The sequence below is a fragment of the Peribacillus sp. Aquil_B1 genome (assembly GCF_022603275.1).
Classification (GTDB): Bacteria; Bacillota; Bacilli; order Bacillales; family DSM-1321; genus Peribacillus.
Genome location: NZ_JAKXEE010000002.1, coordinates 13,086 through 38,993, shown reverse-complemented (window position 1 = coordinate 38,993; position 25,908 = coordinate 13,086). Strand labels below are relative to the sequence as shown.

Here is a 25,908-nt window from a genome sequence, read left to right as displayed (position 1 = left end):
AGGCGACGGGAAATGGATTACCCGGCATATAAGATTGGATTTTGAGTTAAATTATACATAAAAGCGTATTTTAGATCTAAGACGCAGGCCCGAATGGCAGGCGTAAATTTTGGAGGTAAAAGTTTTGAATCTGCCTAATAAGATTACAGTAGCAAGAATCTGTTTAATACCAGTATTTTTAATCATCATGCTCGTTCCTTTTTCATGGGGGACGCTGACTTGGGGAGAATACAGTTTGCCAGTGGCGCACTTAGCTGGAGCCATCCTCTTTATTATCGCTTCCACTACGGATTGGATCGATGGCCATTTTGCCAGAAAATATAATATGATTACTGATTTAGGGAAATTTTTAGATCCACTGGCTGATAAGCTTCTGGTTTCGGCTGCCTTAATCGTTTTGGTTGATCTAGATTTAATGTACGGTCAATCATGGATCGCCATCGTGATCATAAGCCGCGAGTTTGCAGTCACCGGTTTGCGTTTAGTGCTAGCGGGTACAGGGGAAGTGGTTGCAGCGAACCAGCTTGGTAAAATTAAAACATGGGCACAAATCGTTTCTATTTCGGCTTTATTGCTGCATAACCTTCCATTTGCCCTCATTTCACTTCCATTTGCCAATATCGCATTGTGGATTGCATTAATCTTTACAATCTGGTCAGGCTTGGATTATTTTATAAAAAACAAAGAAGTATTTGTTAATTCAAAGTAAAAACGAATGGTGGTTTTGAAAAGATGGATGCAGAAATCATTGCAGTGGGCTCAGAGCTTCTTTTAGGACAAATCAATAACACTAATGGAAGGTTCTTATCGCAGCAGTTTGCGGAAATGGGAATCAACGTTTTTTACCATACTGTGGTCGGGGATAACGACCGCCGTTTACAACAAGCAATAGAAATTGCTGAATCGAGGGCGAACCTGATTGTCTTTACCGGTGGACTCGGTCCTACCAAAGATGATTTAACGAAAGAAACGATTGCTCGCCATATAGGGAAAAAGCTCGTTTTTAATGATGAAGCTTTGCAATCCATTGAAGCTTACTTTCAAAAACGGGAACGGCCGATGACGGAAAACAACAAAAAGCAAGCCCTTGTCTTAGAAGGCAGTGAAGTATTGGCGAACGATCATGGCATGGCGCCGGGAATGGTCTTGTCCAAATCTGGGATTACATATATGCTTCTCCCTGGTCCGCCAAGTGAAATGGAACCGATGTTTTTAAGTTATGGTTATGAAAAGATCATGAATAAACTGGAAAAGCATGAACGGATCGATTCCAAGGTTCTTCGGTTCTACGGTATAGGTGAAGCCGAACTGGAAACGGTGATTGAAGATCTTCTTGTCAATCAAACGAATCCGACAATTGCTCCGCTTGCAGCCGAAGGGGAAGTGACGTTAAGGATTACAGCTAAAGACTCTTCTAAAGAAAAATGTGAAGAGCTTATTCTAGAAGCGGAAAAAGAAATTCTTAGCAGGGTCGGTAAGTTCCATTATGGAAGTGATAATACTTCGCTAATAAAGGAACTTGTAAAAGAATTAACGGTCCGCAAGCTTTCAATTGCGGCAGCTGAAAGCTTGACCGGAGGCATGTTCCAAGAACAGCTGACAACCATACCGGGCGCCGGTAAAGTCTTTAAAGGCGGAATTGTCTGCTATACGAATGATGCGAAGTCGAACGTACTTGGGGTCAGCGATCATACCATATCTGAGCATGGGGTGGTCAGCGGTGAGTGTGCAATGGAAATGGCCTCTAATGTCCGGAGCAAGCTCGATGCGGATGTAGGCATAAGCTTTACGGGTGTTGCAGGTCCGGATGAACAAGAAGGCAAGCCTGTAGGGACAGTATTCATTGGCATTTCCTATCGGGATGGAAACACTCATTTCAAGGAGTTGAATCTTTCCGGAAGCAGGGCGCAAAACCGGATTCGGAGTGTGAAGTACGGCTGTCATTACCTATTAAGGGATTTATAAACGCTAAAAGCAGAGCTTTTTACAGCTCTGCTTTTTATTTGGTTTAAGAAGTTTGTTTCTTGGAAAATAGGGAAAAAAAGAAAAAAGTTAATTCAATGAAAATGTTTTTTTTAGGGAGCAAGTGAAAGGAAATGGGGATTTCCTTAAGATAAAACGCTTTTTTACAGAGAATGTCCCAAAAGAAAAAAACGAATGAATGTTCGACTTTTTGCTTGGCAAAATAGTAAAAAGAGTATATAGTAAAGATAGGTTTTGAGACAGGATGCAAACCTTGATCTCGAATAATTGCTAACGTAAGTACACCTTTAATCGGACAGCCGATTATTTGAATATAGAGGAGGAAATTGAGTGAGTGATCGTCAAGCGGCTTTAGATATGGCGTTAAAACAAATTGAAAAACAATTTGGTAAAGGTTCTATTATGAAACTTGGGGAACAGTCTGATCGTAGGATTTCAACGATTTCAAGCGGTTCTTTAGCATTGGACGTAGCATTGGGAGTGGGCGGATATCCAAGAGGCCGTGTCATTGAGATATATGGACCTGAAAGCTCCGGTAAAACGACTGTTGCATTACATGCTATTGCAGAAGTACAAAAGACTGGCGGCACGGCTGCATTCATTGATGCAGAGCATGCTTTAGATCCAGCATATTCAGAAAAACTTGGTGTGAATATTGATGATTTACTTCTTTCACAGCCTGATACGGGTGAACAGGCCTTGGAGATCGCTGAAGCATTAGTTCGAAGTGGAGCTGTAGATATCATTGTCATTGATTCGGTAGCAGCACTTGTTCCTAAAGCTGAAATCGAAGGCGAAATGGGAGATTCCCATATGGGTCTTCAAGCGCGGATGATGTCCCAGGCGCTTAGAAAACTGTCTGGTGCCATTAATAAATCAAATACCATTGCCATTTTCATTAACCAAGTCCGTGAAAAAATCGGTGTTATGTTTGGGAATCCAGAAACGACTCCGGGAGGCCGGGCATTGAAGTTCTATTCAACTGTTCGTCTGGAAGTGCGCCGTGCGGAACAATTAAAACAGGGTAATGAAATCGTCGGTAATAAAACGAAAATCAAAGTTGTAAAAAACAAGGTTGCTCCACCATTCCGTCAAGCAGAAGTTGACATCATGTATGGTCAAGGGATTTCCCAGGAAGGTGAAATCATCGATATGGGTGCAGATCTTGATATCGTCCTTAAAAGCGGTTCGTGGTATTCATACAATGAAGAGCGTGTCGGACAAGGCCGCGAAAATGCGAAGCTGTTCTTGAAAGAAAATCAGGATATCGCTCAGGAAATTTCTCAGAAAATCAGAGATCACTATAATCTCGATGGAGAGCATGAATTACCGCCAGAAGAAAATGAGCCAGAAGAGCATTTTGAATTGCTTGATTAATGGTATTTGGAAAAGGCCTAAGCTTGTTCGCTTAGGCCTTTTCTATATATTTTGAGAAAAGTGTGAAATTTTCAGCGGAATAAATGGCATTGAAATCAGAATTACAGACTTCTTCCATAAAGAATGCTGTACATTATGATGGTTGATATTAAGAAAACTTGAATAATCATTGATACATAAGGGACAAACGCTTGACAATAAAAATTCTCAACTATACAATTAATATGTATATTTTACAATTTTTCAAACTAAAATTTTGAAAATTAAGTGCTGTATATTGAATTTATGTGCAATGTACTTGCCGACAGTTCAACATTTTATGTAAAAAGTTCATAGCAAGGGGAGGTGAAACGATGGAACCCATGACAATCATCTTCACTTTGCTTGGCCTAATCGTCGGTGCAGTTGTTGGTTATTTTATTCACAAATCAAAATTTGAGAGTAAAATAGCAGGGGCAAAGGGCTCTGCTGAACACATCCTTGAGGATGCAAAACGTGAAGCGGAAGCACTTAAGAAAGAAGCCTTGTTGGAAGCAAAAGATGAAATTCATAAAGTTCGTGCCGATTCGGATCGGGAAGCCCGTGAAAGAAGGAACGAATTACAAAAACAAGAAAATCGGTTATTGCAAAGAGAAGAGAATCTGGACCGCAAGGATGAAACGTTAGACAAACGTGAAAGCCTTTTGGAGAAAAAAGAAGATTCTCTAAACCAAAGACAACAGCATATTGAAGAGATGGAAAGCAAAGTGGACGAGACGGTTCGTAAGCAGCAAACAGAGCTTGAACGTGTTTCCGGTTTAACTCGTGAAGAAGCTAAAGCAATCATTATAGACCGAATGGAAAACGAGCTTGCTCACGATGTAGCGCTTATGATTAAAGAAAGTGATACCCGTGCCAAAGAAGAAGCTGATAAAAAAGCAAAAGAAGTTCTTTCTCTTGCCATTCAGCGTTGTGCGGCTGATCATGTTGCAGAAACCACCGTTTCTGTAGTAAATCTTCCAAACGATGAAATGAAAGGACGGATAATCGGACGTGAAGGTCGAAATATCCGGACGTTAGAAACGCTAACAGGTATTGACCTTATTATCGATGATACTCCTGAAGCTGTCATTTTATCTGGATTCGACCCAATTAGACGGGAAACGGCACGCTTGGCTCTTGAGAAACTTGTTCAGGACGGACGGATCCATCCGGCCCGCATTGAAGAAATGGTTGACAAAGCAAGACGTGAGGTGGATGAACATATTCGTGAAATTGGTGAACAAACAACTTTTGAAGTTGGCGTTCACGGTCTCCATCCAGATCTCATCAAAATACTAGGACGTTTGAAGTTCCGTACCAGTTATGGGCAAAACGTACTTAAACATTCAATTGAAGTGGCACAGCTTTCAGGTTTACTGGCCGCTGAACTTGGTGAGGATGAAGTTCTTGCCCGCCGTGCAGGTTTATTGCATGATATCGGGAAAGCGATTGATCATGAAGTGGAAGGCAGTCACGTTGAAATTGGCGTTGAATTAGCAACCAAATATAAAGAGCACCCAACTGTCATTAACAGCATCGCTTCACATCATGGCGATACGGAACCAACTTCCATCATTTCAGTGCTTGTGGCTGCCGCTGATGCATTATCAGCTGCAAGACCGGGAGCTAGAAGTGAAACGCTTGAAAATTACATTAGAAGACTTGAAAAACTTGAGGAAATTTCCGAATCCTATGATGGAGTGGAAAAATCATTTGCGATTCAAGCCGGACGAGAAGTGCGGATTCTAGTGAAACCAGAACAAATTGATGATCTTTCGGCCCATCGACTCGCACGTGATATCCGGAAAAGGATTGAAGAAGAGCTCGATTACCCTGGTCATATAAAAGTCACGGTCATCCGTGAAACAAGAGCAGTAGAATACGCTAAATAATCGTTAATGAAAGACGAAGTGGTGCAAACCACTTCGTTTTTTCTTTTTCGGATATTAATCGTCTAGCGTAATTCCTATAATTACCCCAAATTATGTTACAATACATACTTGAATAATTCATATAATTAGATGATTCCAGAAAGGGTTTTACAATGAAATTGCTATTTATTGGAGATGTAGTGGGATCTCCTGGTCGTGACATGGTCCAAGAATACCTTCCTAAGTTAAAAGAAAAGTATCGCCCGCACATAACGGTCATCAATGGCGAGAATGCAGCAAGTGGCCGGGGGATTACAGAAAAGATTTACCGCAGTTTTTTAGAGTGGGGAGCGCAGGCGGTGACCATGGGAAATCATACATGGGATAATCGTGATATTTTCAATTTTATCGATGAAGCGAAATATCTGGTCCGTCCAGCGAACTTTCCAGACGGGGTACCTGGTGAAGGAATGAAATTTTTAAAATTGAACCAATATGAAATAGCGGTCATCAATTTGCAAGCGAGAACATTCATGCCGGATTTGGATTGTCCGTTCAAAAAGGCTGAAGAACTCGTGGCAGAGGCTCAAAAAAAGACACCAATCATCTTTGTCGATTTTCATGGAGAAGCTACAAGTGAAAAGCAGGCTATGGGGTGGTTCTTGGATGGGAAGGTTACAGCTGTTGTCGGGACACACACACACGTTCAGACAGCAGATAACCGTATACTGCCTGGAGGCACCGCTTACATATCTGATGTAGGCATGACAGGACCATATGATGGCATCCTTGGTATGGGAAGAGATGCAGTCATCCATCGGTTCCTAACCAGCCTTCCGGTTCGTTTCGAAGTGCCAAAAGAGGGGCGGACCCTATTAAGCGGAATTCTGCTTGAAATGGATGATAAAACTGGCAAGGCTAAAAAAATAGAAAGAATACTGATTAACGAAGATCATCCCTTTTATCATTGATTCGAACGGATGGACAGTCAAACTGGCCATCCGTTTTTCCATTCATTAATAAATGGTGGACAATCCCGGTTTTCTTTGTCATACAAGTTTTACTTGATGAATATAGTAGCAGTGGAAAGTGTTATAACTATTGAGCCAAGTTAGAATCGGCAGGGAAAACAAGGAGGACTAGGAATGGAAATATTAAAAGTTTCAGCAAAATCTAATCCTAATTCTGTAGCAGGCGCACTAGCGGGAGTGCTCAGGGAAAGAGGAGCAGCCGAAATTCAAGCCATCGGTGCAGGTGCGTTAAATCAAGCCGTCAAGGCAGTAGCAATCGCAAGAGGGTTTGTCGCACCTAGTGGAGTTGACTTGATTTGTATTCCTGCCTTTACAGATATACTTATTGATGGCGAAGAGCGAACGGCAATAAAACTAATCATTGAACCAAGATAATTCCATGTTTGGATGCCCTGTTTGTCGGATGGCGAGCAGGCTCTTTTTTGTCGTGAAATCCAAATGACGAAAAATCCATATCCCTTTATAATGGAGTATAGAATCATAAAAAGGCACAGGAAGGGGGATTACATTGGCGATTTTTGATGCCCATTGTGATGTACTGATGAAGATGTTCATCGATCCGGATATTTCTTTTGCGAATAGTGATAAGTTACATATAACAAAGCGGGGATTATTGGATGAAGGGGGAAAGGTCCAATGTTTTGCAATATATATTCCTGAAAAAGTCCACCCTGATATGAGATTTCAAGCGGCTTTGGCCATGGTCGATATTTTTCATGAAAAGATTTTATCGGAGCCGGAAATGAAATTTATAAAGACCAAGGCAGACATCGAATCCTTAAAAGAAAAGGAAATAGGTGCAATGCTAACTTTGGAGGGGTGCGATTGCATAGGGAATGATTTGTTGAAGCTGAAAACCCTTATTCATCTTGGAGTGTCCTCCGTAGGCCTTACTTGGAATTACGCTAACTTGGTAGCGGATGGGGCATTAGAAACAAGAGGGGGCGGCTTGACAGGGTTTGGAACCGAGGTGGTCGCGCAATTGAATGAGAAGTCGATTTGGTGCGATTTATCCCATTTATCCGAAGCTGGATTTTGGGACACCTTAAATTTGGCGAAATTCCCAATTGCCTCCCATTCGAATGCTTACCATCTTTGTCCGCATCCGCGAAATTTAAAAGACGGGCAGATAAAAGCCCTTTTGCAGAAAAATGGTGTGATCGGCGTAACCTTTGTCCCGCAATTTCTGGCAAATGGTGAATCGGCTGCGATCAAGGATATCCTGAAACATATTGAGCATATATGCAGTTTGGGAGGGGAAAGACAAATTGGATTAGGGTCTGACTTCGATGGAATCGATCAAATGGTAGAAAATTTAATGTCATATAAGGATTATCATAACTTAATCAATGAACTGAACAGGCTTTATTCCAGTGAGTTTGTTAAAGGTCTCCTTTTTGATAATTTCACTCGTAATTTTCCGCTAGAAAAGGAAATATCTTAAGTGATTTTCAATTCTTACTATATAGATATGAATAAATATTCTGAAAATATAAAAAATAAAAGCAAAAAGGTTGCAATTTGTTGATTTAACCGATAGAATTGAAAGCGTTTAGTACACCTTTCCTAAAATAGAACGATAATTTTACATAGTTGAATGTTCTGAAGAGAGGTGCGGTTAAATGCATTTATATACGAACGTCCTAAAGGAGTGTAAGACATGATCAATCAACTTTCATGGAAAGTTGGCGGACAACAAGGTGAAGGTATTGAAAGTACAGGAGAAATTTTCTGTATTGCCCTCAATCGCTTAGGTTATTACTTGTATGGCTACCGTCATTTCTCATCCCGAATCAAGGGTGGACACACGAATAACAAAATTCGTGTTAGTACTACGGAAACTCGTGCTATCTCTGATGATTTAGACATCTTAGTTGCTTTTGACCAAGAAACAATTGACGTCAATTATAAAGAATTACATGAGGGTGGCATCATAATTGCAGATGCAAAATTCAAACCTGTCTGCCCAGAAGATACAAAGGCAGAATTATATATTGTTCCTTTTACGGAAATAGCAGCCGAATTAGGAACATCATTAATGAAAAATATGGTCGCCATCGGTGCGACATGTGCTGTTCTAGGAATGGAAATTTCCGTATTCAACGATGTGGTTGATGAAATATTCGGCCGTAAGGGTGAAGAAATCGTTAAGAAGAATATGGATGCCATCACTGCTGGCTATAAGGCGATGGAAGTGTTGCTTGGAGAAAAACTGGGCGCCATGGAGCTGGAAAAGGCAGACGGTCAAAAACGAATGTTCATGATTGGAAACGATGCTATCGCTTTAGGTGCAGTTGCAGGCGGTTGCCGCTTTATGGCAGCTTACCCGATTACTCCTGCCTCGGAAATTATGGAATACTTAATAAAAAAACTTCCTCAATTTGGCGGAACGGTCATCCAGACTGAAGATGAAATCGCGGCGGCTACAATGGCAATCGGTGCAAACTATGGCGGCGTACGTGCCATCACAGCATCAGCTGGACCTGGACTTTCCTTGAAAATGGAAGCGATTGGTTTAGCGGGCATTACCGAAACGCCAATTGTCATCGTCGATACTCAACGTGGCGGTCCATCTACGGGACTTCCTACAAAACAGGAGCAATCCGATTTAATGGCCATGATTTATGGTACACATGGTGAAATACCTAAAATCGTCATGGCTCCGAGTACGGTTGAGGAAGCATTTTATGATACGGCGGAAGCATTCAACCTTGCAGAGGAATATCAATGTCCAGTTATCGTTCTATCCGACTTACAGCTATCATTAGGTAAACAAACGGTTCAGCCGCTTGATTACGGCAAAGTGGAGATAAGACGCGGTAAATTGGTGGACTTTGAAATTGAAGAGGCTGAAGACAAATCTTATTTCAAGCGTTATGAAGTAACGGAAGACGGAGTCTCACCGCGTGTGGTGCCTGGGATGAAAAATGGAATTCACCATGTTACTGGTGTTGAACATGATGAAACGGGAAGACCTTCCGAGACGGCTTTGAATCGTAAATTGCAAATGGATAAACGGATGCGTAAGCTGAATAATTTAACTAACACATTCCAAACACCAGTATACAAAAACACACCGCATGAAGAAGCGGATTTATTAATTCTTGGCTTTAACTCAACACGCGGGACGATTGATGAAGCGATCGGCCGGTTAGAAACGGATGGAATGAAAGTGAATCATGCGCAAATCCGTTTGATTCATCCTTTCCCAGCTGATGAAGTCCTATCATTGGTGCAAAGTGCTAAGAAAGTAGTAGTTATTGAAAATAATGCGACTGGACAATTGGCTAATATCATCAAGATGAATGTCGGACATGTTAATAAAATTAAAAGCATCCTAAAATATGATGGCAATCCATTCCTCCCGCATGAAATTCACACACAATGCAAGGAGATGTTCGAATATGGCAACGTTTAAAGAGTTTCGGAATGATGTAAAACCTAACTGGTGTCCTGGCTGCGGAGATTTCTCCGTTCAGGCTGCCATGCAGCGTGCGGCAGCGAATGTGGGATTGGAGCCGGAGAATTTGGCTGTTGTTTCCGGTATCGGCTGTTCAGGGCGTATTTCCGGTTACATCAAGTCATATGGTTTCCACGGCATCCATGGCCGCTCACTGCCAATTGCCCAAGGCGTAAAAATGGCCAATCGTGAATTGACCGTCATAGCTTCAGGCGGAGACGGAGATGGCTTTGCAATCGGGATGGGACACACCATCCATGCAATCCGCCGTAATATCGACATTACGTATATTGTCATGGATAACCAAATATATGGATTGACAAAAGGCCAGACTTCTCCGAGGTCCGCTGCTGGATTTAAAACGAAATCCACTCCAGAAGGATCAATAGAACAGGCTATTTCACCTATGGAATTAGCATTATCAGCTGGCGCTACGTTTGTCGCCCAAAGCTTTTCCACAGACTTGAAAGACCTGACGGCGATCATTGAAGCAGGGATAAACCATAAAGGGTTCTCATTTATCAATGTTTTCTCTCCTTGCGTAACATACAATAAAATCAATACGTATGATTGGTTTAAACAAAACTTGACTAAGTTGAACACGATTGAAGGCTATGATTCATCAAATAAAGAACAGGCCATGCAGACTTTGATGCAGCATGACAGCCTTGTGACAGGGATTATTTATCAAGACTCTTCGCGCCCTTCGTACCAGGAATTAGTGCCAGGTTATGCTGAAAAAGCGTTAAATAAATCAGATTTGACTCTTGATCAAGCGCACTTTGATAAGCTTGTCGCTGAATTTATGTAAAAGGTAAAAGGTTCACCCCTTAAGATGGGGTGAACCTTTTTTGTGACTAATTGGAAAGCTCAAGTAGAGAGAATCACTATACTCTCTAAATTAGCTTACCACCAACCGTTATTGCATCCACAGCCGAAGATATTGCAACGGTTCCTTCTGTGACAATGGCGGTCCCGATCACGGTCGCGATCACGGTCGCGGTCGCGGTCGCGCCTATTACAGCCTCTCACAGCACGACAAAAATTGTCTGCGATTCTATCGTTGTCCCGATCCCGATCCCGATCCCGATCCCGATCCCGATCGTGGTGGTGATCGCAATCGTGATGGTGATCGCGGTCACGGTCACGCCTATTACAGCCTCTCACAGCACGACAAAAATTGTTTGCGATTCTATCGTTATCTCTGTCCCGATCGTGATGATCGTGATTATTGCATCCACATGACATATAAGTCACTCCTTAATAATTTTTGTTTTACAAGATATCTTATTCGAGAGCGGACAAGATGCTATAGAAACATGACCCATTTAACAAAAATGTACGAATTCCCCAGCCGATACAAAAGCGTTTATGGTATTTTTTTATTTAGTTTTTCATATCTTTACATATTAAGGTAGATGAAAGTAGCAGCCCTAGTTCAGGGGGAGTGTACATGTTGAGAGGGAAAATGAAAGCCGTCGTCAAACACCATCGAGGTTATGGGGCTCAATTACAAAATGTCGATATTCCGGATATTCGTGATGACGAAGTATTGATTCGAGTGAAAATGACTTCGATATGTGGAACGGATATTCATATTTTCGCCTGGGATGAATGGTCGCAGGGAAGAGTGAATCCACCATACGTATTTGGGCACGAATTTGCTGGGGAAGTAATGGAGATAGGGGCAAGTGTAAGCAATGTTTCGGTTGGTGATTGCGTATCTGCAGAAACACATATCGTTTGCGGTACATGCAGGCAGTGTTTAACCGGGCAATTCCATATTTGTAAACAAACAAACATTATCGGTGTCGATAAACAAGGATGCTTTGCAGAGTATATAGCTCTCCCCGCCAAAAATTTATGGAAAAATCCAAGTGATATGCCACTTGATATGGCTACCATACAAGAACCGATGGGCAATGCAGTCCATTCCGTGCTAGCTGGCGAGGTGCTGGGTAAAACGGTGGCAATAATCGGCTGTGGTCCAATTGGGCTGATGGCGATTGCAGTAGCAAAGGCCGCAGGTGCTGATAAAGTAATCGCTCTTGATATTAATGATTATCGACTGCAGCTGGCCCAAAAGATGGGTGCTACAGACCTCATTCATTCAATTAAACAGGATTCATTGAAAATAATGAAAAGCCTCACAAGTGGGGATGGGGTGGATGTCATTTGCGAAATGAGCGGTAATCCGGCAGCTATCCAACAAGGGTTTAAGATGGCGACGAATGGTGGAAGAATATCCATTCTAAGTCTGCCGTCTAAGCCCGTCACGCTTAATATAACGGAGGATATAGTATTCAAGGGCCTTACTGTCCAAGGAATAACAGGAAGGAAGATGTTTTCAACCTGGCAACAGGTTTCAAGCCTGCTTGAAAGCGGCAAGGTTGATGTAAAACCAATGATTACCCACCGTTTTCCACTAAGCGATTTTGAAAAGGGATTTGAACTGATGATCAAAGGTCAGTGTGGTAAGGTTCTCCTAATACCTTAAAGAGTGAGAAGGTTTACGAGTAAAAAGCAATTTCACGAGTAAAGTGCCCAAACTCACGAGTAAATCGCTCAAATTCACGAGTAGTGTGCCCAATTTCACGAGTAAAGTGCCCAAACTCACGAGTAAATAGCTCGAATTCACGAGTAAAGTGCCTAAACTCACGGGTAAATCGCTCATTTTTACGAGTAAAGTGCCCAAACTCACGAGTAAATCGCTCAAATTCACGAGTAAAGTCATGATCTGCATTAGAAATGGCTGTGAGGAATAGTATAATCCTATCATTTTAATAAGAAGGGGCTAATTTCGTTTTAGCCTCTTCTTTCATGTTCTTATTTTCTGTATTTGTGAAAAATTTCTTACAATTAAAGAAGCCATGTCAGAATGATTGTTTCTTGCTGTTAAAAGCTTTATACTATAATAATGTGGATATATCACACTTAAAAGCAAATATTTACTGGTAATTCCTAAAAAGGAATCCGTATAAAACCATTAGAAGATAGGTCTTGAAATAGTTGGTGAAAGAAATAAACTAACTATTTTGAAAGGAGATTAACTATGAACGAGAAACAACGATTAGAATCACAACAAGTACAGGCTGAGAATCCAGCGGACAAAAAATCCGAAAAGGACTTCAGTAAGTACTTTCAAGCCGTTTATATTCCGCCTTCCTTAAAAGATGCGAAAAAGCGAGGCAAAGAAGAAGTAGAATATCATGATGACTTTGCCATTCCTGAAGTTTTCCGTGGAATGGGAGAAGGTAAAAAGTTTTACATTCGTACTTATGGCTGTCAAATGAACGAACATGATACAGAAGTCATGGCGGGCATCTTTATGGCACTTGGTTATCAGCCGACAGACACGGTGGATGATGCTAACGTCATTTTACTTAACACTTGTGCGATTCGGGAAGGCGCAGAGAATAAAGTGTTCGGTGAATTGGGGCATTTAAAATCATTGAAATTGGAAAAGCCTGATCTATTGCTTGGGGTTTGCGGATGTATGTCACAAGAGGAGTCAGTTGTAAAGCGGATTCTAGAGAAGCACCATTTTGTAGATATGATTTTCGGAACGCATAATATCCACCGCCTGCCGCAAATTCTTAATGAAGCTTATCTTTCCAAGGAAATGGTCATTGAGGTTTGGTCTAAAGAAGGTGATGTAATCGAGAACCTTCCGAAAGTGCGTAAAGGAAAAACAAAGGCATGGGTCAATATCATGTATGGCTGCGATAAGTTTTGTACATACTGCATCGTACCGTACACAAGAGGGAAAGAAAGAAGCCGCAGGCCTGGAGATATCATACAGGAAGTCCGTCATTTAGCGGCACAGGGTTACAAGGAAATAACCCTGCTTGGACAGAATGTGAATGCTTATGGTAAAGATTTTACGGATATCGAATACCGTTTCGGTGATTTGATGGATGAAATCCGCAAAATCGATATTCCGCGTATTCGTTTTACGACAAGCCATCCCCGTGATTTCGATGATCACTTGATTGAAGTATTGGCGAAGGGCGGTAATCTCGTTGACCATATCCATCTTCCAGTTCAATCGGGAAGTACGGACACACTTAAAATCATGGCCCGTAAATATACACGTGAACAATATTTAGAGCTAGTAAAAAAAATCAAGGAAGCTATCCCAGGTGCATCGCTAACCACTGACATCATTGTAGGCTATCCGAATGAAACGGAAGAGCACTTTGAAGAAACGATGTCATTATACCGTGAAGTTGGTTTCGATGCGGCATATACTTACATCTATTCACCACGTGAGGGAACACCGGCTGCGAAAATGCAGGATAATGTACCAATGGAAGTGAAAAAGGAACGTCTGCAACGCTTGAACGCCCTTGTCAATGAAACGTGTGCATTGAAAATGAAGGAGTATGATGGGCAGATTGTTGAAGTGCTCGTTGAAGGCGAGAGCAAGAAGAATGCGGAAGTATTAGCAGGTTATACAACGAAAAATAAGCTCGTGAACTTCAAAGGACCAAAATCCGCCATTGGCCAAATCGTAAAAGTGAAAATCACCGGAACGAAAACATGGTCACTGAATGGGGATATGGTTGAAGAAGCAACGGCGATTGAGGTGGAGTAATATGACGAAATATACTAAAGATGACATTCTGAACAAAGCTGCCGAGCTTGCTGAAATGATCGCAAGCACGGAAGAAGTCGATTTCTTTAAACGGGCAGAAGCTCACATCAATGAAAATCAAAAAATCCGTGAAATGATCGCCAGCATCAAGAGCTTACAAAAACAGGCTGTAAACTTCCAGCATTACGGCAAAGAGAAAGCATACAGTCAAGTACAGGCCAAAATTGATGCACTGGAAAAACAATTGGATGAACTTCCGATCGTGCAAGAATTCAAACAATCCCAAGTGGATGTAAATGACCTTTTACAAATGGTTTCCTCACAGGTATCGAATAAGGTGACGGACCTGATCATTGAATCGACTGAGGGTGACGTCCTTCGCGGTGAGACAGGTTCAAAGGTACAAGCAGGCGGCGGAAGCTGTTCATGAATATCAAAAAGCCCTTCTGATTTCAGAAGGGCTTTTTTTAGATGCAGAAATCCTTATACAGTGCCCATTCGTGACACATATCCCAAAACATGCGCATAAAATAACCTAGGTTTAAAACATTACAGCAGTTTTCAAACAATTAAAATTCTACGCACACTAGACTTTTACCACGCATAGGATGAATGGAAACTGTATGAGGAGGGTTCGCTAGCATGTCACAATATAGAGAGATAATTACTAAAGCGGTGGTGGCAAAAGGACGCAAATTCACAAAGTCCTCTCACACCATTTGCCCGGCTCATCATCCTTCTAGCATTCTAGGTTGTTGGATCATCAACCATAAATACGATGCAAAGAAAGTCGGCAAAAAGGTAGAAATTCACGGCAGCTACGAAATCAACGTCTGGTATTCCTATAACCAAAATTCGAAGACGGAAGTTGTAACTGAAAAAGTGCAATATACCGACGTTATTTCGCTGAAATACCGTGATCCCGATTGTCTTGATGACCATGAAATCGTTGCAAAAGCTGTCCAACAGCCGAATTGTTTAGAAGCTTGCATCTCCCCATGTGGACAAAAAATCATTGTCCATGTGGAAAGGGAATTCTTTGTGGAAGTCGTCGGCGAAACGAAAATTTGTGTCGCTGTAAGTCCAGATGGCCGCTGTGAGGATGACTGGGGCTCTGATTTCGATGATGAGGATTTCGAAGATTTAGATCCGGATTTCCTTGATGAATTCGAAGACGAATAGAATATAGAAATTAATACCGGATGACATTCCCTTCATCCGGTTTTATTTAATTTGAAGCGGGACAAGTCCTTTGCAGGCCTGGCTATGAGAAAAAAATAGGAATGCAATGTTACTATATCCGTGCATATGGCTTTGCAGATACAGCTAGCTACAAATTAAAGGATAATTGATTTACCATGCAATTTCGAATACAGGCAATGTTGCTTTCCCGTATGTTATAATGAAGGACATAAATGTGTAATAGATTATAGTTTGGAAAGGTTTTGAAGGAATGGCTGGATATACTCCGATGATACAGCAATATTTAAAAATTAAGGCAGAGTATCAGGATGCCTTTTTATTTTTTCGTTTAGGCGATTTTTATGAAATGTTTTTTGAAGATGCGCTGAATGCATCTCAAGAGCTCGAAATCACATTAACAAGTCGAGAAGGCGGTAGTGAAGAGCGAATTCCGATGTGCGGCATTCCGTATCACTCGGCTGCTAATTATATTGATATATTGATAGAAAAAGGTTTTAAAGTAGCTATTTGTGAACAAACCGAAGATCCGAAGCAAGCCAAAGGCGTGGTACGCAGGGAAGTTGTCCAGCTGATTACTCCGGGAACGAAAATGGATAGTAAGGGTCTTCGTGAAAAGGAAAATAATTATATTGCTACGATCACTTATTTTACGGATGGTCAGTTTGGCTTTGGATACAATGATTTATCGACAGGGGAAAATAAGGTCACTTTAATTGAGAGTTTCGAGGAAGTTCTGAATGAATTTGCCATCCTTGGTGCAAGTGAAGTGGTCATTGCTGAGGATTTCAATGAAGAATGGAAAAAAAAGCTGCAAGAACGGGGCGCTGCCGCTCTATCCCTAGAAAATAATTTGGATCAAAGCGAGTCATTCGTTGCACTGCTTCATCTGTTAAAAGACCAGAAACTGGCGACGACGACTTCGCGTTTATTGAATTATCTATACCGTACCCAAAAACGCAGCCTGGATCATTTACAGCCAGTGCTTGCATATGAAACATCTCAATATATGAAAATTGATTATTATAGCAAACGTAATTTGGAATTAACTGAAACCATTCGTTCCAAAGGTAAAAAAGGCTCGTTATTATGGCTGCTTGATGAAACGAAAACAGCCATGGGCGGAAGAATGTTGAAACAATGGATTGATAGACCGCTCATTAATAAAAAACAGATCGAGCGGAGACAATGCCTTGTTGAAACCCTAAAAAATCAATACTTCGAACGGCAGGACTTACGTGAACGACTGAAGGAAGTGTACGACTTGGAGCGGCTTGCCGGAAGGGTGGCCTTCGGGAATGTAAACGCTCGGGACTTGATCCAACTGAAACGTTCATTGCAACAGGTGCCGATCATTCGGGAAATCGTGAAGTCAATGGCTTCAAATCAGGATATTTCAATTCTGGCCGATAAATTGGATCCTTGCGAAGAAGTGACGGATTTGCTTGAAACTTCGCTTGTAGAAAACCCGCCATTGTCCGTGAAGGAAGGAAATATCATTCAGGACGGTTTCCATAAGGAGCTGGATACATACAGAGATGCCAGCAGAAACGGGAAAACTTGGATTGCACAGCTTGAACGGGAAGAGCGGGAACGCACAGGGATCAAATCATTGAAAATCGGATATAATCGTGTTTTTGGCTATTATATTGAAGTCACACGAGCCAATTTGCATCTGCTTGAAGAAGGCCGTTATGAACGGAAGCAAACTTTAACGAATGCCGAACGTTATATCACACCTGAGTTGAAAGAAAAGGAAGCTTTGATTTTACAAGCAGAAGAAAAAAGCATCAGTTTGGAATATGACCTATTCCTCAATCTTCGTGAAGAGGTCAAAAGCTATATCCCACGCTTACAGGATTTAGCGAAAGGTGTAAGTGAACTGGATGTCTTGCAGTGCTTTGCGACAATTAGCGAAGAACGCCATTATGTGAAGCCTGTCTTTTCTGATGATCGAAGGATCGTACTGAAGGAAGGCCGGCATCCAGTTGTCGAGAAAGTCCTTCAATCACAGGAGTATGTCCCGAATGACTGCTTCATGGATGGAGACCGGGAGTTACTCTTGATCACAGGACCCAATATGTCGGGTAAAAGTACGTATATGCGTCAGATAGCGCTAACATCGATTCTAGCGCAAATTGGATGCTTCGTATCCGCAAGTATAGCTGAATTGCCTATTTTTGATAAGGTATTTACTAGGATTGGCGCGGCAGATGATTTGATTTCCGGTCAAAGTACATTCATGGTCGAGATGCTTGAAGCTAGAAATGCCATCATGAATGCGACAGAAAACAGTTTGATATTATTTGATGAGATCGGGCGGGGAACATCAACATATGATGGAATGGCGCTTGCCCAGGCCATCATTGAATATATTCATGAGGAAATTGGGGCAAAGACTCTCTTTTCGACTCATTATCACGAATTGACAGTGCTGTCAGCAGAACTGCCAAAATTGAAAAATATCCATGTCAGTGCCATTGAGCAAAATGGAAATGTCGTTTTCCTTCATAAAATTAAAGAAGGTCCAGCAGATAAAAGCTATGGGATTCATGTGGCAAAGCTAGCTGATTTACCGGAGCAGTTAATAGATCGGGCGGCCGCTATTTTAGCCCAGCTGGAAAATGAAAATGGACAGGCAAAGGAGATGCCTGAACAGCCTGCTGCTGTAAAAGCACCTATTGCCGAAGTCGCCCCGGTAATATCCGTCAATGAGGCACAGCTTTCCTTCTTCGGGGAAGAGGCTCCTAAAGGGAAAATGAATTCCTCCCCTAAGGAAAAAAAGGTGCTCGATGACATAAAATCACTGGATATCCTTGAAATGACGCCGCTTGAGGCGATGAATACCCTTTATAAGTTACAAAAGAAACTTAAATGAGAATTAAAGCGAGGCGATAAAAATGGGGAAAATCATACAGCTCGACGAGGCTTTATCTAATAAAATCGCAGCTGGCGAAGTTGTTGAACGCCCAGCCTCAGTCGTTAAGGAACTTGTGGAAAACGCAATAGATGCAAACAGCACCATTATAGAGATTGAATTGGTGGAGGCGGGACTCGGTTCCATTAGGATCGTGGATAATGGCGATGGGATTTTGGCTGATGACATAGAAGCGGCATTTAAACGTCACGCCACAAGTAAAATAAAAGATGAAAATGATCTCTTCCGAATCCGAACACTCGGCTTCCGCGGTGAAGCAATGCCCAGTATTGCCTCAGTTTCCCGTTTTGAAATGAAAAGCAGCACTGGCGAAGGTGTAGGAACGCGCATACTTCTTGAAGGCGGCATGGTCAAGGAACTTGAGGCTTCATCCAGCCGTAAAGGAACGGATATCCTTGTTTCCGACTTGTTTTATAATACTCCTGCAAGGTTGAAATATATGAAAACCATTCATACCGAGCTAGGAAATATCACGGATGTCGCTAACAGGCTCGCACTTTCGCACCCGGATGTTTCTATACGGTTAACACACAATGAGAAGCGTATCCTGCATACGAATGGTAACGGCGATGTCAGGCAGGTGCTAGCCGCAATCTATGGGACGAATATTGCCAAAAAGATGATTCCGGTTCAGGCAAGCTCACTGGACTTCAAATTAACCGGATATATCGTCATGCCCGAAGTCACCCGGGCTTCAAGGAATTATATTTCAACCATGATAAACGGCCGCTTCATTAAAAACTACGCGCTCGTGAAAGCAATATTGGATGGTTACCATACCCTTCTACCAATAGGGCGTTTTCCAATTGCATTGTTGAATATTGAAATGGACCCGATTCTTGTCGATGTCAATGTACATCCGTCCAAAATGGAGGTAAGACTCAGCAAGGAACAGGAATTGTTCAGTCTTGTATCGGAAACGATCAAATCTTCGTTTAAAAAGATGTCTCTAATTCCAAGTGGATATACACCTGCAGCAAAGCCGGAACAGGTGAAAAGTGAGCAAACTACTCTGGAATTGGACCATGTTGTGGAAAGCGGCAAGCGGGTCCTTGAAGAAGCCAAGAAAGAAGCTTCACTCTTGAAGGATAAATTGATTCGGGAAAAGCAGGAACAAAAGAGTTATGGTGATCATAATGAAGATTTTAACTTTGAACCAGTTAAGGAAATAATCTATAGCCATGAACAACAGCAGCAAATGGAAGATGTCTATGTACCGGTCTTCCAAGATGATGAAAGCAAACCATATTTCGAGTCAGCTGAAAAGTATACCACCTACACTGTCGAACAAGAGGAAGAAATCGAGGCGAATGAACATGCCAACCGCATTCCTCCCATGTACCCGATTGGGCAAATGCATGGAACATATATTTTCGCCCAAAACGAAAAAGGTTTATATATCATAGACCAGCATGCTGCCCAGGAACGGATCAAATACGAATATTTTAAAGAGAAGGTCGGGCGTGTTGAAAACGAGCTACAGGACATGCTAGTTCCCATCACCCTAGAATTTTCAACAGACCAATGTATCCGGATAAATGAATATCGGCATGAGTTGGAAAAAGTCGGCGTCTATTTAGAGGAATTTGGCTACAACGCCTATATTGTCCGATCGCATCCACAATGGTTCCCTAAGGGAATTGAACAGGAAATCCTTGAAGAAATGATTGAACAATTGCTCTCGATGAAAAAGGTCGACATCAAAAAATTGCGCGAGGAAGCAGCTATCATGATGAGCTGTAAAGCCTCCATAAAGGCAAACCGCCATCTGCGCAATGATGAAATCCAAGCGCTGTTGGATGAACTAAGGCGGACAACCGATCCCTTCACATGCCCGCATGGAAGACCTATCATCATCTCTTATTCCATTTATGAAATGGAGAAAATGTTTAAGCGGATCATGTAATTAAAAGCAATGGAGAACCCATAAGTAATGGAGTTCTCCATTGCTTTTTTAGTTAAAGGACCACATTTATTGGTCCTTGCTGGATTTCCAACATTATAGTTGTGTGTGTATGGCGTAAATCATGAAATCGTCTGCGAACAAGCTAGGTAAACCAGTCATTAAAGAAATTTAAGAGAGGGTAATGCCTGCACCTTTTATTAGCTTTGTTAAAGAAAATGTTTTTATTTGATTTTATCAAACGTTTGTTCCTTAAAGAACAAAAATTACCGTAAGGGAGTGATATGCCGTATAGGGGACTTTAATGGAATAAGAACGGGAACGTCCAAATCGGACGTTCCCATTTTTTGAATTAAATGGGCACGTAAGAATAATGTGCCCGAGCGTGTTAGGAGTGGCCGTCATGCTCTTGATAAGAACCCTTCGAATGTAAGTGAACTTTGATAATATTGTTCAACTTTCAACGCCTAAAACGAAATTATTTTTATTCTTCCTTATCGACATATCTTCATGGTTACCCGTCTATTTTATTAATCAGTTCCTCATCTTCACTCAACATATTTATAAATTTTACTAAGGATGCAGGTACATACTTATCTTTTCGATAAATGAAAACTGTCCTAACTTTTCCATTCGGAATTGAATGTTTTCGAATGATTCCGTCTTGTACCTGTTTTGAAACAACACTTTGCGGAAGCATACTTATACCTAGACCAGCTGCGACGCAACCGATGATACCATCTATCGTGCCAAACTCCATTATCTTATTGGGTATCATCTTCTCTTGTTTTAACCATAGTTCAAACTTTTCTCGATAAGCACATCCTGCATGAAATACAAGCAGCGTCCTTGTTTGAATATCTTTGATAGAAGATATCGGAGGATGAACTGTATCTGTAATGAGCATTAGTTCTTCTTCGAATACTTCTTTCTGAATGAGATCTGGATGATTGATGGGTCCAGCCACAAATGCTCCATCCAATTCATTCTGAAGCACTGCTTGAATATTTTGTTCAGTGGAGCCTGTTTTTAAAGTTAAATCGACCTCTGGAAAATCTTTGTGATACTTTGAAAATAAGACTGGTAGGCGAACTGCTGCGGTCGTTTCCATTGAACCAATAATTAACGGACCTCTAGGTGTTTGATCATCTTTCATCAAATTTTTGGTTTCTTCTATAAGGTCGAATATTTTTTCTGTATATGTTAGTAATATGGTTCCTTTGTCAGTTAATTCAGTGCCGCGATTATGTCTATAAAAAAGAGTTGTTTGAAGATCCGATTCCAACTGCTGTATTTTCATCGTAATATTTGACTGTGCATATTGAAGTTCCCTCGCTGCTTGAGAAATACTTCCCATCTTAGCAACACTCTGGAAAATTTTTAATGAATGCAAATCCAAAATAATCTCTCCTTAGTTGATATATCCTTAAGCCATCATTCTGAGTGATACCAAATATCGATTTTTAGTATTATACCATATGGCAAAAAGAAGATATGCTTATAATATCCTACATTTCAATTGGACACTCTAAAACCATTATTTCTTTTGAGGGGAGATACACAAAATGCCATTATTACGTTTTGATTTGGTAGAAGGAAGAAACGAAGAAACGTTAAAAAAATTATTGGATTCGGCTCACCATGCGATGGTGGAAGCTTTTCAAGTGCCTGAAAGAGATCGTTATCAAATCGTTCATCAGCACCCCCCGCATGAGCTAATAATCGAGGATACCGGACTGGGGTTTAAAAGAAGCAGAGACCTAGTGATCATTAGTATTGTAAGTAAAATAAGAACGGAAAAACAGAAAGAAACCTTATACTCACTTCTTGCACATAAACTTGAATCGGACTGTGGGATTTCTCCACAGGACTTGATGGTTTCTATAACAGAAAACAGTGATGCTGACTGGAGTTTTGGACGAGGGGAAGCACAGTTTCTAACAGGTTCACTATAGCTATAAAGGTATGCTTAACGTATACAATTTCATTGGAGGAGAATCTTTGAAGAATCAAACTTATCTTTTTTTAATAGGGGGAATATTTTCTTTAATCATAGCTATGGGGATTGGAAGATTTGCCTATACTCCCATCCTTCCCCTTATGCAAAAAGAACTTTCTATATCAAATTCAGCTGCTGGTTATATAGCATCCAGTAATTACGCAGGATATTTGCTTGGAGCAATTTTAGCAGGTGCCATTCCTTTTAAGAAGTATAGAACCATATTGTTAAGAATCAGTCTAATCATCAGTATCTTGACCACTGCCCTAATGGGTCTCTCATACTCTCATTTACTTTGGAATGGCCTTCGCTTTCTATCAGGGTTTGCCAGTGCGTTTGTGTTGGTCTTAGCCTCCGGTATCGTGTTAGATAAACTTGCAACTATAAGAAAAACCAGTTGGTCGGGGATTTTTTATGGGGGAGTAGGTTTGGGAATCTTTTTATCCAGTCTAATGATTCCGAGGTTAAGCCATTTATTTCGGTGGGAAGGAACATGGATAGGATTAGCTGTTGTGAGTGGAATTCTTGCGATCCTTGTATGGATCTGGCTCGATGAAACCCCTACCGTTGTCGAGAAGAAAAATGAACAAGCTATGATTGTAAAAGTGCCTCCCGCTAAATGGCTTATATGGTTGATTATTGCGTATGGTTTAGAAGGATTGGGTTACATTGTTACCGGAACGTTTATCGTATCCATCGCTGAAAAGACCCCATACTTTCATAATGGTGCCACCTTAGTTTGGATGATGGTGGGTTTGGCTGTGATTCCATCCTGTCTTATCTGGTCTTTACTAGCTAAAAAATGGGGATTCATTAAATCTTTAGTGCTTGCAATGGCTCTGCAATCCTTTGGTATTGCGATGCCAGCCTTTTGGATGTCAAAAACTAGTTTTGTCATAAGTGCTTTATTATTTGGAGCCACGTTTATGGGTATCACCACTCTGGCTACAACATTGGGACGGGAAATGAATCCATCTGATAGCAGTCGGACTATTGGCATTTTGACGGCTATTTATGCTACTGGACAGTTGATTGGACCAATCCTTGCTGGGGTTTTATCATCACTCTCAAATGATTTTAATGCTGCTTTTATTGGCGCAGCAAGTGTTGTTTTCTTTGGTGCCATTTTGCTTTCAAGTGGGATTCACTTCGAGATCAACCCTAACGTTCATCCATCCAATATAAAAAAAACAGAAGGGAATTAATTAAGATTAATATACAAAAAAGGGGGAGTCATTGATGTTAAATAATGAAATGATGAAGCATTTGAAGATTAAGAATCCTATTATACTAGCTCCTATGGCTGGCGGGATCACCACTTCGGATTTAGTAGCCGAGGTATCCAACGCTGGGGGACTTGGAATGATCGGAGCAGGCTATCAGACACCCATACAAACGAGAGAGCAGATTAGAGAAATCAAGCAGTTAACCTCAAGTCCTTTTGGTGTCAATCTATTCGTGCCAAACGAATTTAACGTAACGCCTGACGCAGTCCAATCAGCTAACCAGCTTTTACACACCATTCGTAAGCAATTAAATTTAGAACAAACAGACAGCATGGACATTCCTAAGTATAAAAAAATTTATGAAAGCTTCATTGAGCAAGTGAAGGTTGTCATTGAAGAGAATGTATCTATTTGTTCCTTTACATTTGGTATTCCTCCTAAGGAAGTGATGGAAGAATTAAAACAGCATAACATCACACTTATAGGAACAGCTACAACGGTAAGGGAAGCCGTTGAAAATGAAAAAGCGGGAATGGATATGGTTGTTATGCAAGGCAGCGAAGCTGGCGGGCATCGCGGGAACTTTATTGATGGTCATCAGGAGAGCCTAGTAGGTTTAATGTCACTTATTCCGCAGGCTGTTGACAATGTAAGCATTCCTGTTATTGCTGCAGGAGGAATTATGGATGGAAGAGGATTAATGGCTTCACTCTTCTTAGGAGCACAAGGTGTACAAATGGGTACAGCTTTCTTGACTTGTATAGAAAGTGGGGCACATAAGGTACATAAAGAAGCCATTTTGAATGCTGATGAAGACCAGACAACCTTTACTCGTGCCTTTTCTGGTAAATGGGCAAGAGGTATTAAAAACAAATTTATTGCAGATATGCTGGAGCATGAATTGCTTGTACCCGATTTTCCTGTTCAAAACCTATTAACTCAAGTAATTAGAAAAACGTCCAGTGGACAAAATAATCAAGATTTCATGTCCCTATGGTCTGGCCAGAGTCCAAGCTTAGCTAAAAATCAATCTGTTGTATCATTAATGAAAAATATTATTACAGAAGCAAAAAACATAAATCTATTATGAGGTGTTACGAGGTTAAAAGACTCCGGTTTTTAAAGCGGATCATGTAATTAAAAGCAACGGAGAACCCTTATTAAATAGGTTTCTTCATTGCTTTTTTAGTTAAATGACCCCATTTATTGGTCCTTGCTCTTTTTTACTAGGGCTCTTGAGAAGTTTTCTGCAGTGATCCTGAATATTCTGAGTAAATGAGTTATTTCCTGTTTATAAAGTCAAGTAATAATGTGTGTGAATATTTTATATCACTATTTATTTCACTATCTTCTACAGAGCCTAAAATATGCAACGCTTTTTTTATTATGATTTCATCAGTTACAAACTCATTTGTAATTAATTTAACTAAACATTGAGATGCGCTTTCTTGAATATATATATCTGAGTTAGTTTCAAGAAACATAAGCAGTATAGATGCGAGTTCTGTCAAATCTTTATAACTACATTCCCATATGCTTATACCATCTAAAATTTCCTCAGAATCATTACTTTTACACAACTCTTTTGCACGTTCAACGGATAACTCATATCCACCAATGTATGCGGACAAATCTTCAGTCGGGGGTTCATATAAATTTTCAATCATTTCTTTAAAAGTCTTAAAGATAACGAAAATTTTGTTCCCTTCAGAGTCTATAAAAGTGATTTCTGGTTCATCTTTATTTTTTCTATAATCTAATACAAGCCACGTGTGTCCATCCCCGGAGATTGTTACAAAATCTTTTTCTTTAATTCCCCATTCATTAAGAAGGTATTTTGATTTATAAATTCCTTCATTCTCTTTAATTCCAAACAGAAAGTCTACAGCAATATGATCATCAGCGTAGGAATTTTTAAAACTAACTGGTAAAGCATTGTATTTTAAATATCCCCCATTTTGGATTTTTAATAGTTCAATATATTCTTTTGGGAGATTAATGTTTAAATTTGTTTCAGCATCAAGGATATCTCCTGCTGTTAATTCATTTAGTTTGTATTCATCAAAATCCATATCTTCGAATTCTTCAAAAATAGATTCCAAGTATCACACTCTCCATATTTCTTAGTAATTAACTTTATTGCTTTCAGTAATTTAAAGATTTCATTCCTCTTTTAGTTTCTTTCTTTTCTAATAAATCATCCAACCGTGAAAACTGTTTATCGGCTATTTCAATTGTAGGGTAATTTTTCCTGTTTATCCAAGAAAATATTTTGCATTGATAAAAATTCCATTAAGCCTTA

At 40.7% G+C, this 25,908-nt stretch carries 21 protein-coding genes and 1 pseudogene; 20 read left to right on the top strand and 2 right to left on the bottom strand.

What is annotated here, in order from left to right; all coding sequences use genetic code 11:
- Nucleotides 1-124 precede the first annotated feature (124 nt).
- The 17 genes and pseudogenes from pgsA to MPH60_RS13770 all read left to right on the top strand — a co-directional run.
- Nucleotides 125-709 carry a CDP-diacylglycerol--glycerol-3-phosphate 3-phosphatidyltransferase gene (gene pgsA / locus MPH60_RS13850; protein WP_034313524.1) on the top strand — a complete coding sequence of 195 codons (585 nt, stop codon included), beginning with the start codon at nt 125-127 and terminating at the stop codon, nt 707-709.
- Nucleotides 710-732: 23 nt separating this feature from the next.
- Nucleotides 733-1,965 carry a competence/damage-inducible protein A gene (locus MPH60_RS13845; RefSeq protein ID WP_241591254.1) on the top strand — a complete coding sequence of 411 codons (1,233 nt, stop codon included), beginning with the start codon at nt 733-735 and terminating at the stop codon, nt 1,963-1,965.
- Between the two features lie 348 nt (nt 1,966-2,313).
- Nucleotides 2,314-3,360 carry a recombinase RecA gene (gene recA / locus MPH60_RS13840; protein WP_101224704.1) on the top strand — a complete coding sequence of 349 codons (1,047 nt, stop codon included), beginning with the start codon at nt 2,314-2,316 and terminating at the stop codon, nt 3,358-3,360.
- A 353-nt stretch (nt 3,361-3,713) separates the two neighbouring features.
- Nucleotides 3,714-5,273, top strand: coding sequence for a ribonuclease Y (gene rny, locus MPH60_RS13835; RefSeq protein ID WP_063231807.1), 1,560 nt, complete (start codon nt 3,714-3,716; stop codon nt 5,271-5,273).
- Between the two features lie 152 nt (nt 5,274-5,425).
- A complete protein-coding gene (locus tag MPH60_RS13830) occupies nt 5,426-6,223 on the top strand; it encodes a TIGR00282 family metallophosphoesterase (protein WP_241591255.1) in 798 nt (265 codons plus the stop codon).
- Between the two features lie 174 nt (nt 6,224-6,397).
- Nucleotides 6,398-6,658, top strand: coding sequence for a stage V sporulation protein SpoVS (gene spoVS / locus MPH60_RS13825; protein WP_029281188.1), 261 nt, complete (start codon nt 6,398-6,400; stop codon nt 6,656-6,658).
- Nucleotides 6,659-6,791: 133 nt separating this feature from the next.
- Complete coding sequence (locus MPH60_RS13820) at nt 6,792-7,727, top strand: dipeptidase (RefSeq protein ID WP_405389960.1); 936 nt, start codon at nt 6,792-6,794, stop codon at nt 7,725-7,727.
- A gap of 216 nt (nt 7,728-7,943) precedes the next feature.
- Nucleotides 7,944-9,701, top strand: coding sequence for a 2-oxoacid:acceptor oxidoreductase subunit alpha (locus MPH60_RS13815; RefSeq protein WP_101224707.1), 1,758 nt, complete (start codon nt 7,944-7,946; stop codon nt 9,699-9,701).
- Complete coding sequence (locus tag MPH60_RS13810; RefSeq protein WP_241591256.1) at nt 9,688-10,554, top strand: 2-oxoacid:ferredoxin oxidoreductase subunit beta; 867 nt, start codon at nt 9,688-9,690, stop codon at nt 10,552-10,554. The genes MPH60_RS13815 and MPH60_RS13810 overlap by 14 nt, the downstream gene beginning before the upstream one ends.
- A 149-nt stretch (nt 10,555-10,703) precedes the next feature.
- The gene (locus MPH60_RS13805) at nt 10,704-10,988 is read left to right on the top strand and encodes a hypothetical protein (RefSeq protein WP_241591258.1); all 285 of its coding nucleotides are present in this window, start codon (nt 10,704-10,706) and stop codon (nt 10,986-10,988) included.
- Between the two features lie 211 nt (nt 10,989-11,199).
- Complete coding sequence (tdh, locus tag MPH60_RS13800; protein WP_241591317.1) at nt 11,200-12,240, top strand: L-threonine 3-dehydrogenase; 1,041 nt, start codon at nt 11,200-11,202, stop codon at nt 12,238-12,240.
- Nucleotides 12,241-12,795: 555 nt separating this feature from the next.
- Nucleotides 12,796-14,340 carry a tRNA (N6-isopentenyl adenosine(37)-C2)-methylthiotransferase MiaB gene (gene miaB / locus MPH60_RS13795; protein ID WP_241591260.1) on the top strand — a complete coding sequence of 515 codons (1,545 nt, stop codon included), beginning with the start codon at nt 12,796-12,798 and terminating at the stop codon, nt 14,338-14,340.
- A 1-nt stretch (nt 14,341) separates the two neighbouring features.
- Nucleotides 14,342-14,770, top strand: a complete 429-nt coding sequence (locus tag MPH60_RS13790) for a RicAFT regulatory complex protein RicA family protein (protein WP_101224709.1) — start codon at nt 14,342-14,344, stop codon at nt 14,768-14,770.
- Nucleotides 14,771-14,982: 212 nt separating this feature from the next.
- Nucleotides 14,983-15,522, top strand: a complete 540-nt coding sequence (locus tag MPH60_RS13785; protein WP_034313495.1) for an outer spore coat protein CotE — start codon at nt 14,983-14,985, stop codon at nt 15,520-15,522.
- A gap of 271 nt (nt 15,523-15,793) precedes the next feature.
- Complete coding sequence (mutS, locus tag MPH60_RS13780) at nt 15,794-18,418, top strand: DNA mismatch repair protein MutS (protein WP_241591262.1); 2,625 nt, start codon at nt 15,794-15,796, stop codon at nt 18,416-18,418.
- A 22-nt stretch (nt 18,419-18,440) separates the two neighbouring features.
- Entirely contained in the window at nt 18,441-20,384 is a 1,944-nt protein-coding gene (gene mutL / locus MPH60_RS13775; RefSeq protein WP_241591263.1) for a DNA mismatch repair endonuclease MutL, read from the top strand.
- A 348-nt stretch (nt 20,385-20,732) separates the two neighbouring features.
- Nucleotides 20,733-20,816, top strand: a pseudogene (locus MPH60_RS13770) (hypothetical protein); the annotation flags it as partial.
- Between the two features lie 79 nt (nt 20,817-20,895).
- Here the strand turns inward: MPH60_RS13770 and MPH60_RS13765 are convergent.
- A complete protein-coding gene (locus MPH60_RS13765; RefSeq protein ID WP_241591266.1) occupies nt 20,896-21,780 on the bottom strand; it encodes a LysR family transcriptional regulator in 885 nt (294 codons plus the stop codon).
- A 166-nt stretch (nt 21,781-21,946) separates the two neighbouring features.
- On the opposite strand from MPH60_RS13765, the gene MPH60_RS13760 reads away from it, so the two are divergent.
- The 3 genes from MPH60_RS13760 to MPH60_RS13750 are packed head-to-tail and all read left to right on the top strand — an operon-like array spanning nt 21,947 to nt 24,696.
- Nucleotides 21,947-22,336 (top strand): tautomerase family protein, encoded by a 390-nt coding sequence (locus MPH60_RS13760; protein WP_241591268.1) that lies wholly within the window; start codon nt 21,947-21,949, stop codon nt 22,334-22,336.
- Nucleotides 22,337-22,382: 46 nt separating this feature from the next.
- Nucleotides 22,383-23,585, top strand: coding sequence for a YbfB/YjiJ family MFS transporter (locus tag MPH60_RS13755; protein WP_241591269.1), 1,203 nt, complete (start codon nt 22,383-22,385; stop codon nt 23,583-23,585).
- Between the two features lie 34 nt (nt 23,586-23,619).
- Nucleotides 23,620-24,696 (top strand): NAD(P)H-dependent flavin oxidoreductase, encoded by a 1,077-nt coding sequence (locus MPH60_RS13750; protein ID WP_241591271.1) that lies wholly within the window; start codon nt 23,620-23,622, stop codon nt 24,694-24,696.
- A 190-nt stretch (nt 24,697-24,886) separates the two neighbouring features.
- Here MPH60_RS13750 and MPH60_RS13745 read toward each other — a convergent pair whose 3' ends face one another.
- The gene (locus MPH60_RS13745) at nt 24,887-25,708 is read right to left on the bottom strand and encodes an SMI1/KNR4 family protein (RefSeq protein ID WP_241591274.1); all 822 of its coding nucleotides are present in this window, start codon (nt 25,706-25,708) and stop codon (nt 24,887-24,889) included.
- Nucleotides 25,709-25,908: the final 200 nt, after the last annotated feature.

What these genes read in the sequence shown, in the direction of transcription:
- MPH60_RS13845 (WP_241591254.1), top strand. Translation starts at nt 733, where the DNA reads ATGGATGCAGAAATCATTGCAGTGGGCTCAGAGCTTCTTTTAGGACAA.
- rny (WP_063231807.1), top strand. Translation starts at nt 3,714, where the DNA reads ATGGAACCCATGACAATCATCTTCACTTTGCTTGGCCTAATCGTCGGT.
- MPH60_RS13830 (WP_241591255.1), top strand. Translation starts at nt 5,426, where the DNA reads ATGAAATTGCTATTTATTGGAGATGTAGTGGGATCTCCTGGTCGTGAC.
- spoVS (WP_029281188.1), top strand. Translation starts at nt 6,398, where the DNA reads ATGGAAATATTAAAAGTTTCAGCAAAATCTAATCCTAATTCTGTAGCA.
- MPH60_RS13815 (WP_101224707.1), top strand. Translation starts at nt 7,944, where the DNA reads ATGATCAATCAACTTTCATGGAAAGTTGGCGGACAACAAGGTGAAGGT.
- MPH60_RS13810 (WP_241591256.1), top strand. Translation starts at nt 9,688, where the DNA reads ATGGCAACGTTTAAAGAGTTTCGGAATGATGTAAAACCTAACTGGTGT.
- miaB (WP_241591260.1), top strand. Translation starts at nt 12,796, where the DNA reads ATGAACGAGAAACAACGATTAGAATCACAACAAGTACAGGCTGAGAAT.
- MPH60_RS13790 (WP_101224709.1), top strand. Translation starts at nt 14,342, where the DNA reads ATGACGAAATATACTAAAGATGACATTCTGAACAAAGCTGCCGAGCTT.
- MPH60_RS13785 (WP_034313495.1), top strand. Translation starts at nt 14,983, where the DNA reads ATGTCACAATATAGAGAGATAATTACTAAAGCGGTGGTGGCAAAAGGA.
- mutS (WP_241591262.1), top strand. Translation starts at nt 15,794, where the DNA reads ATGGCTGGATATACTCCGATGATACAGCAATATTTAAAAATTAAGGCA.
- mutL (WP_241591263.1), top strand. Translation starts at nt 18,441, where the DNA reads ATGGGGAAAATCATACAGCTCGACGAGGCTTTATCTAATAAAATCGCA.
- MPH60_RS13760 (WP_241591268.1), top strand. Translation starts at nt 21,947, where the DNA reads ATGCCATTATTACGTTTTGATTTGGTAGAAGGAAGAAACGAAGAAACG.
- MPH60_RS13750 (WP_241591271.1), top strand. Translation starts at nt 23,620, where the DNA reads ATGTTAAATAATGAAATGATGAAGCATTTGAAGATTAAGAATCCTATT.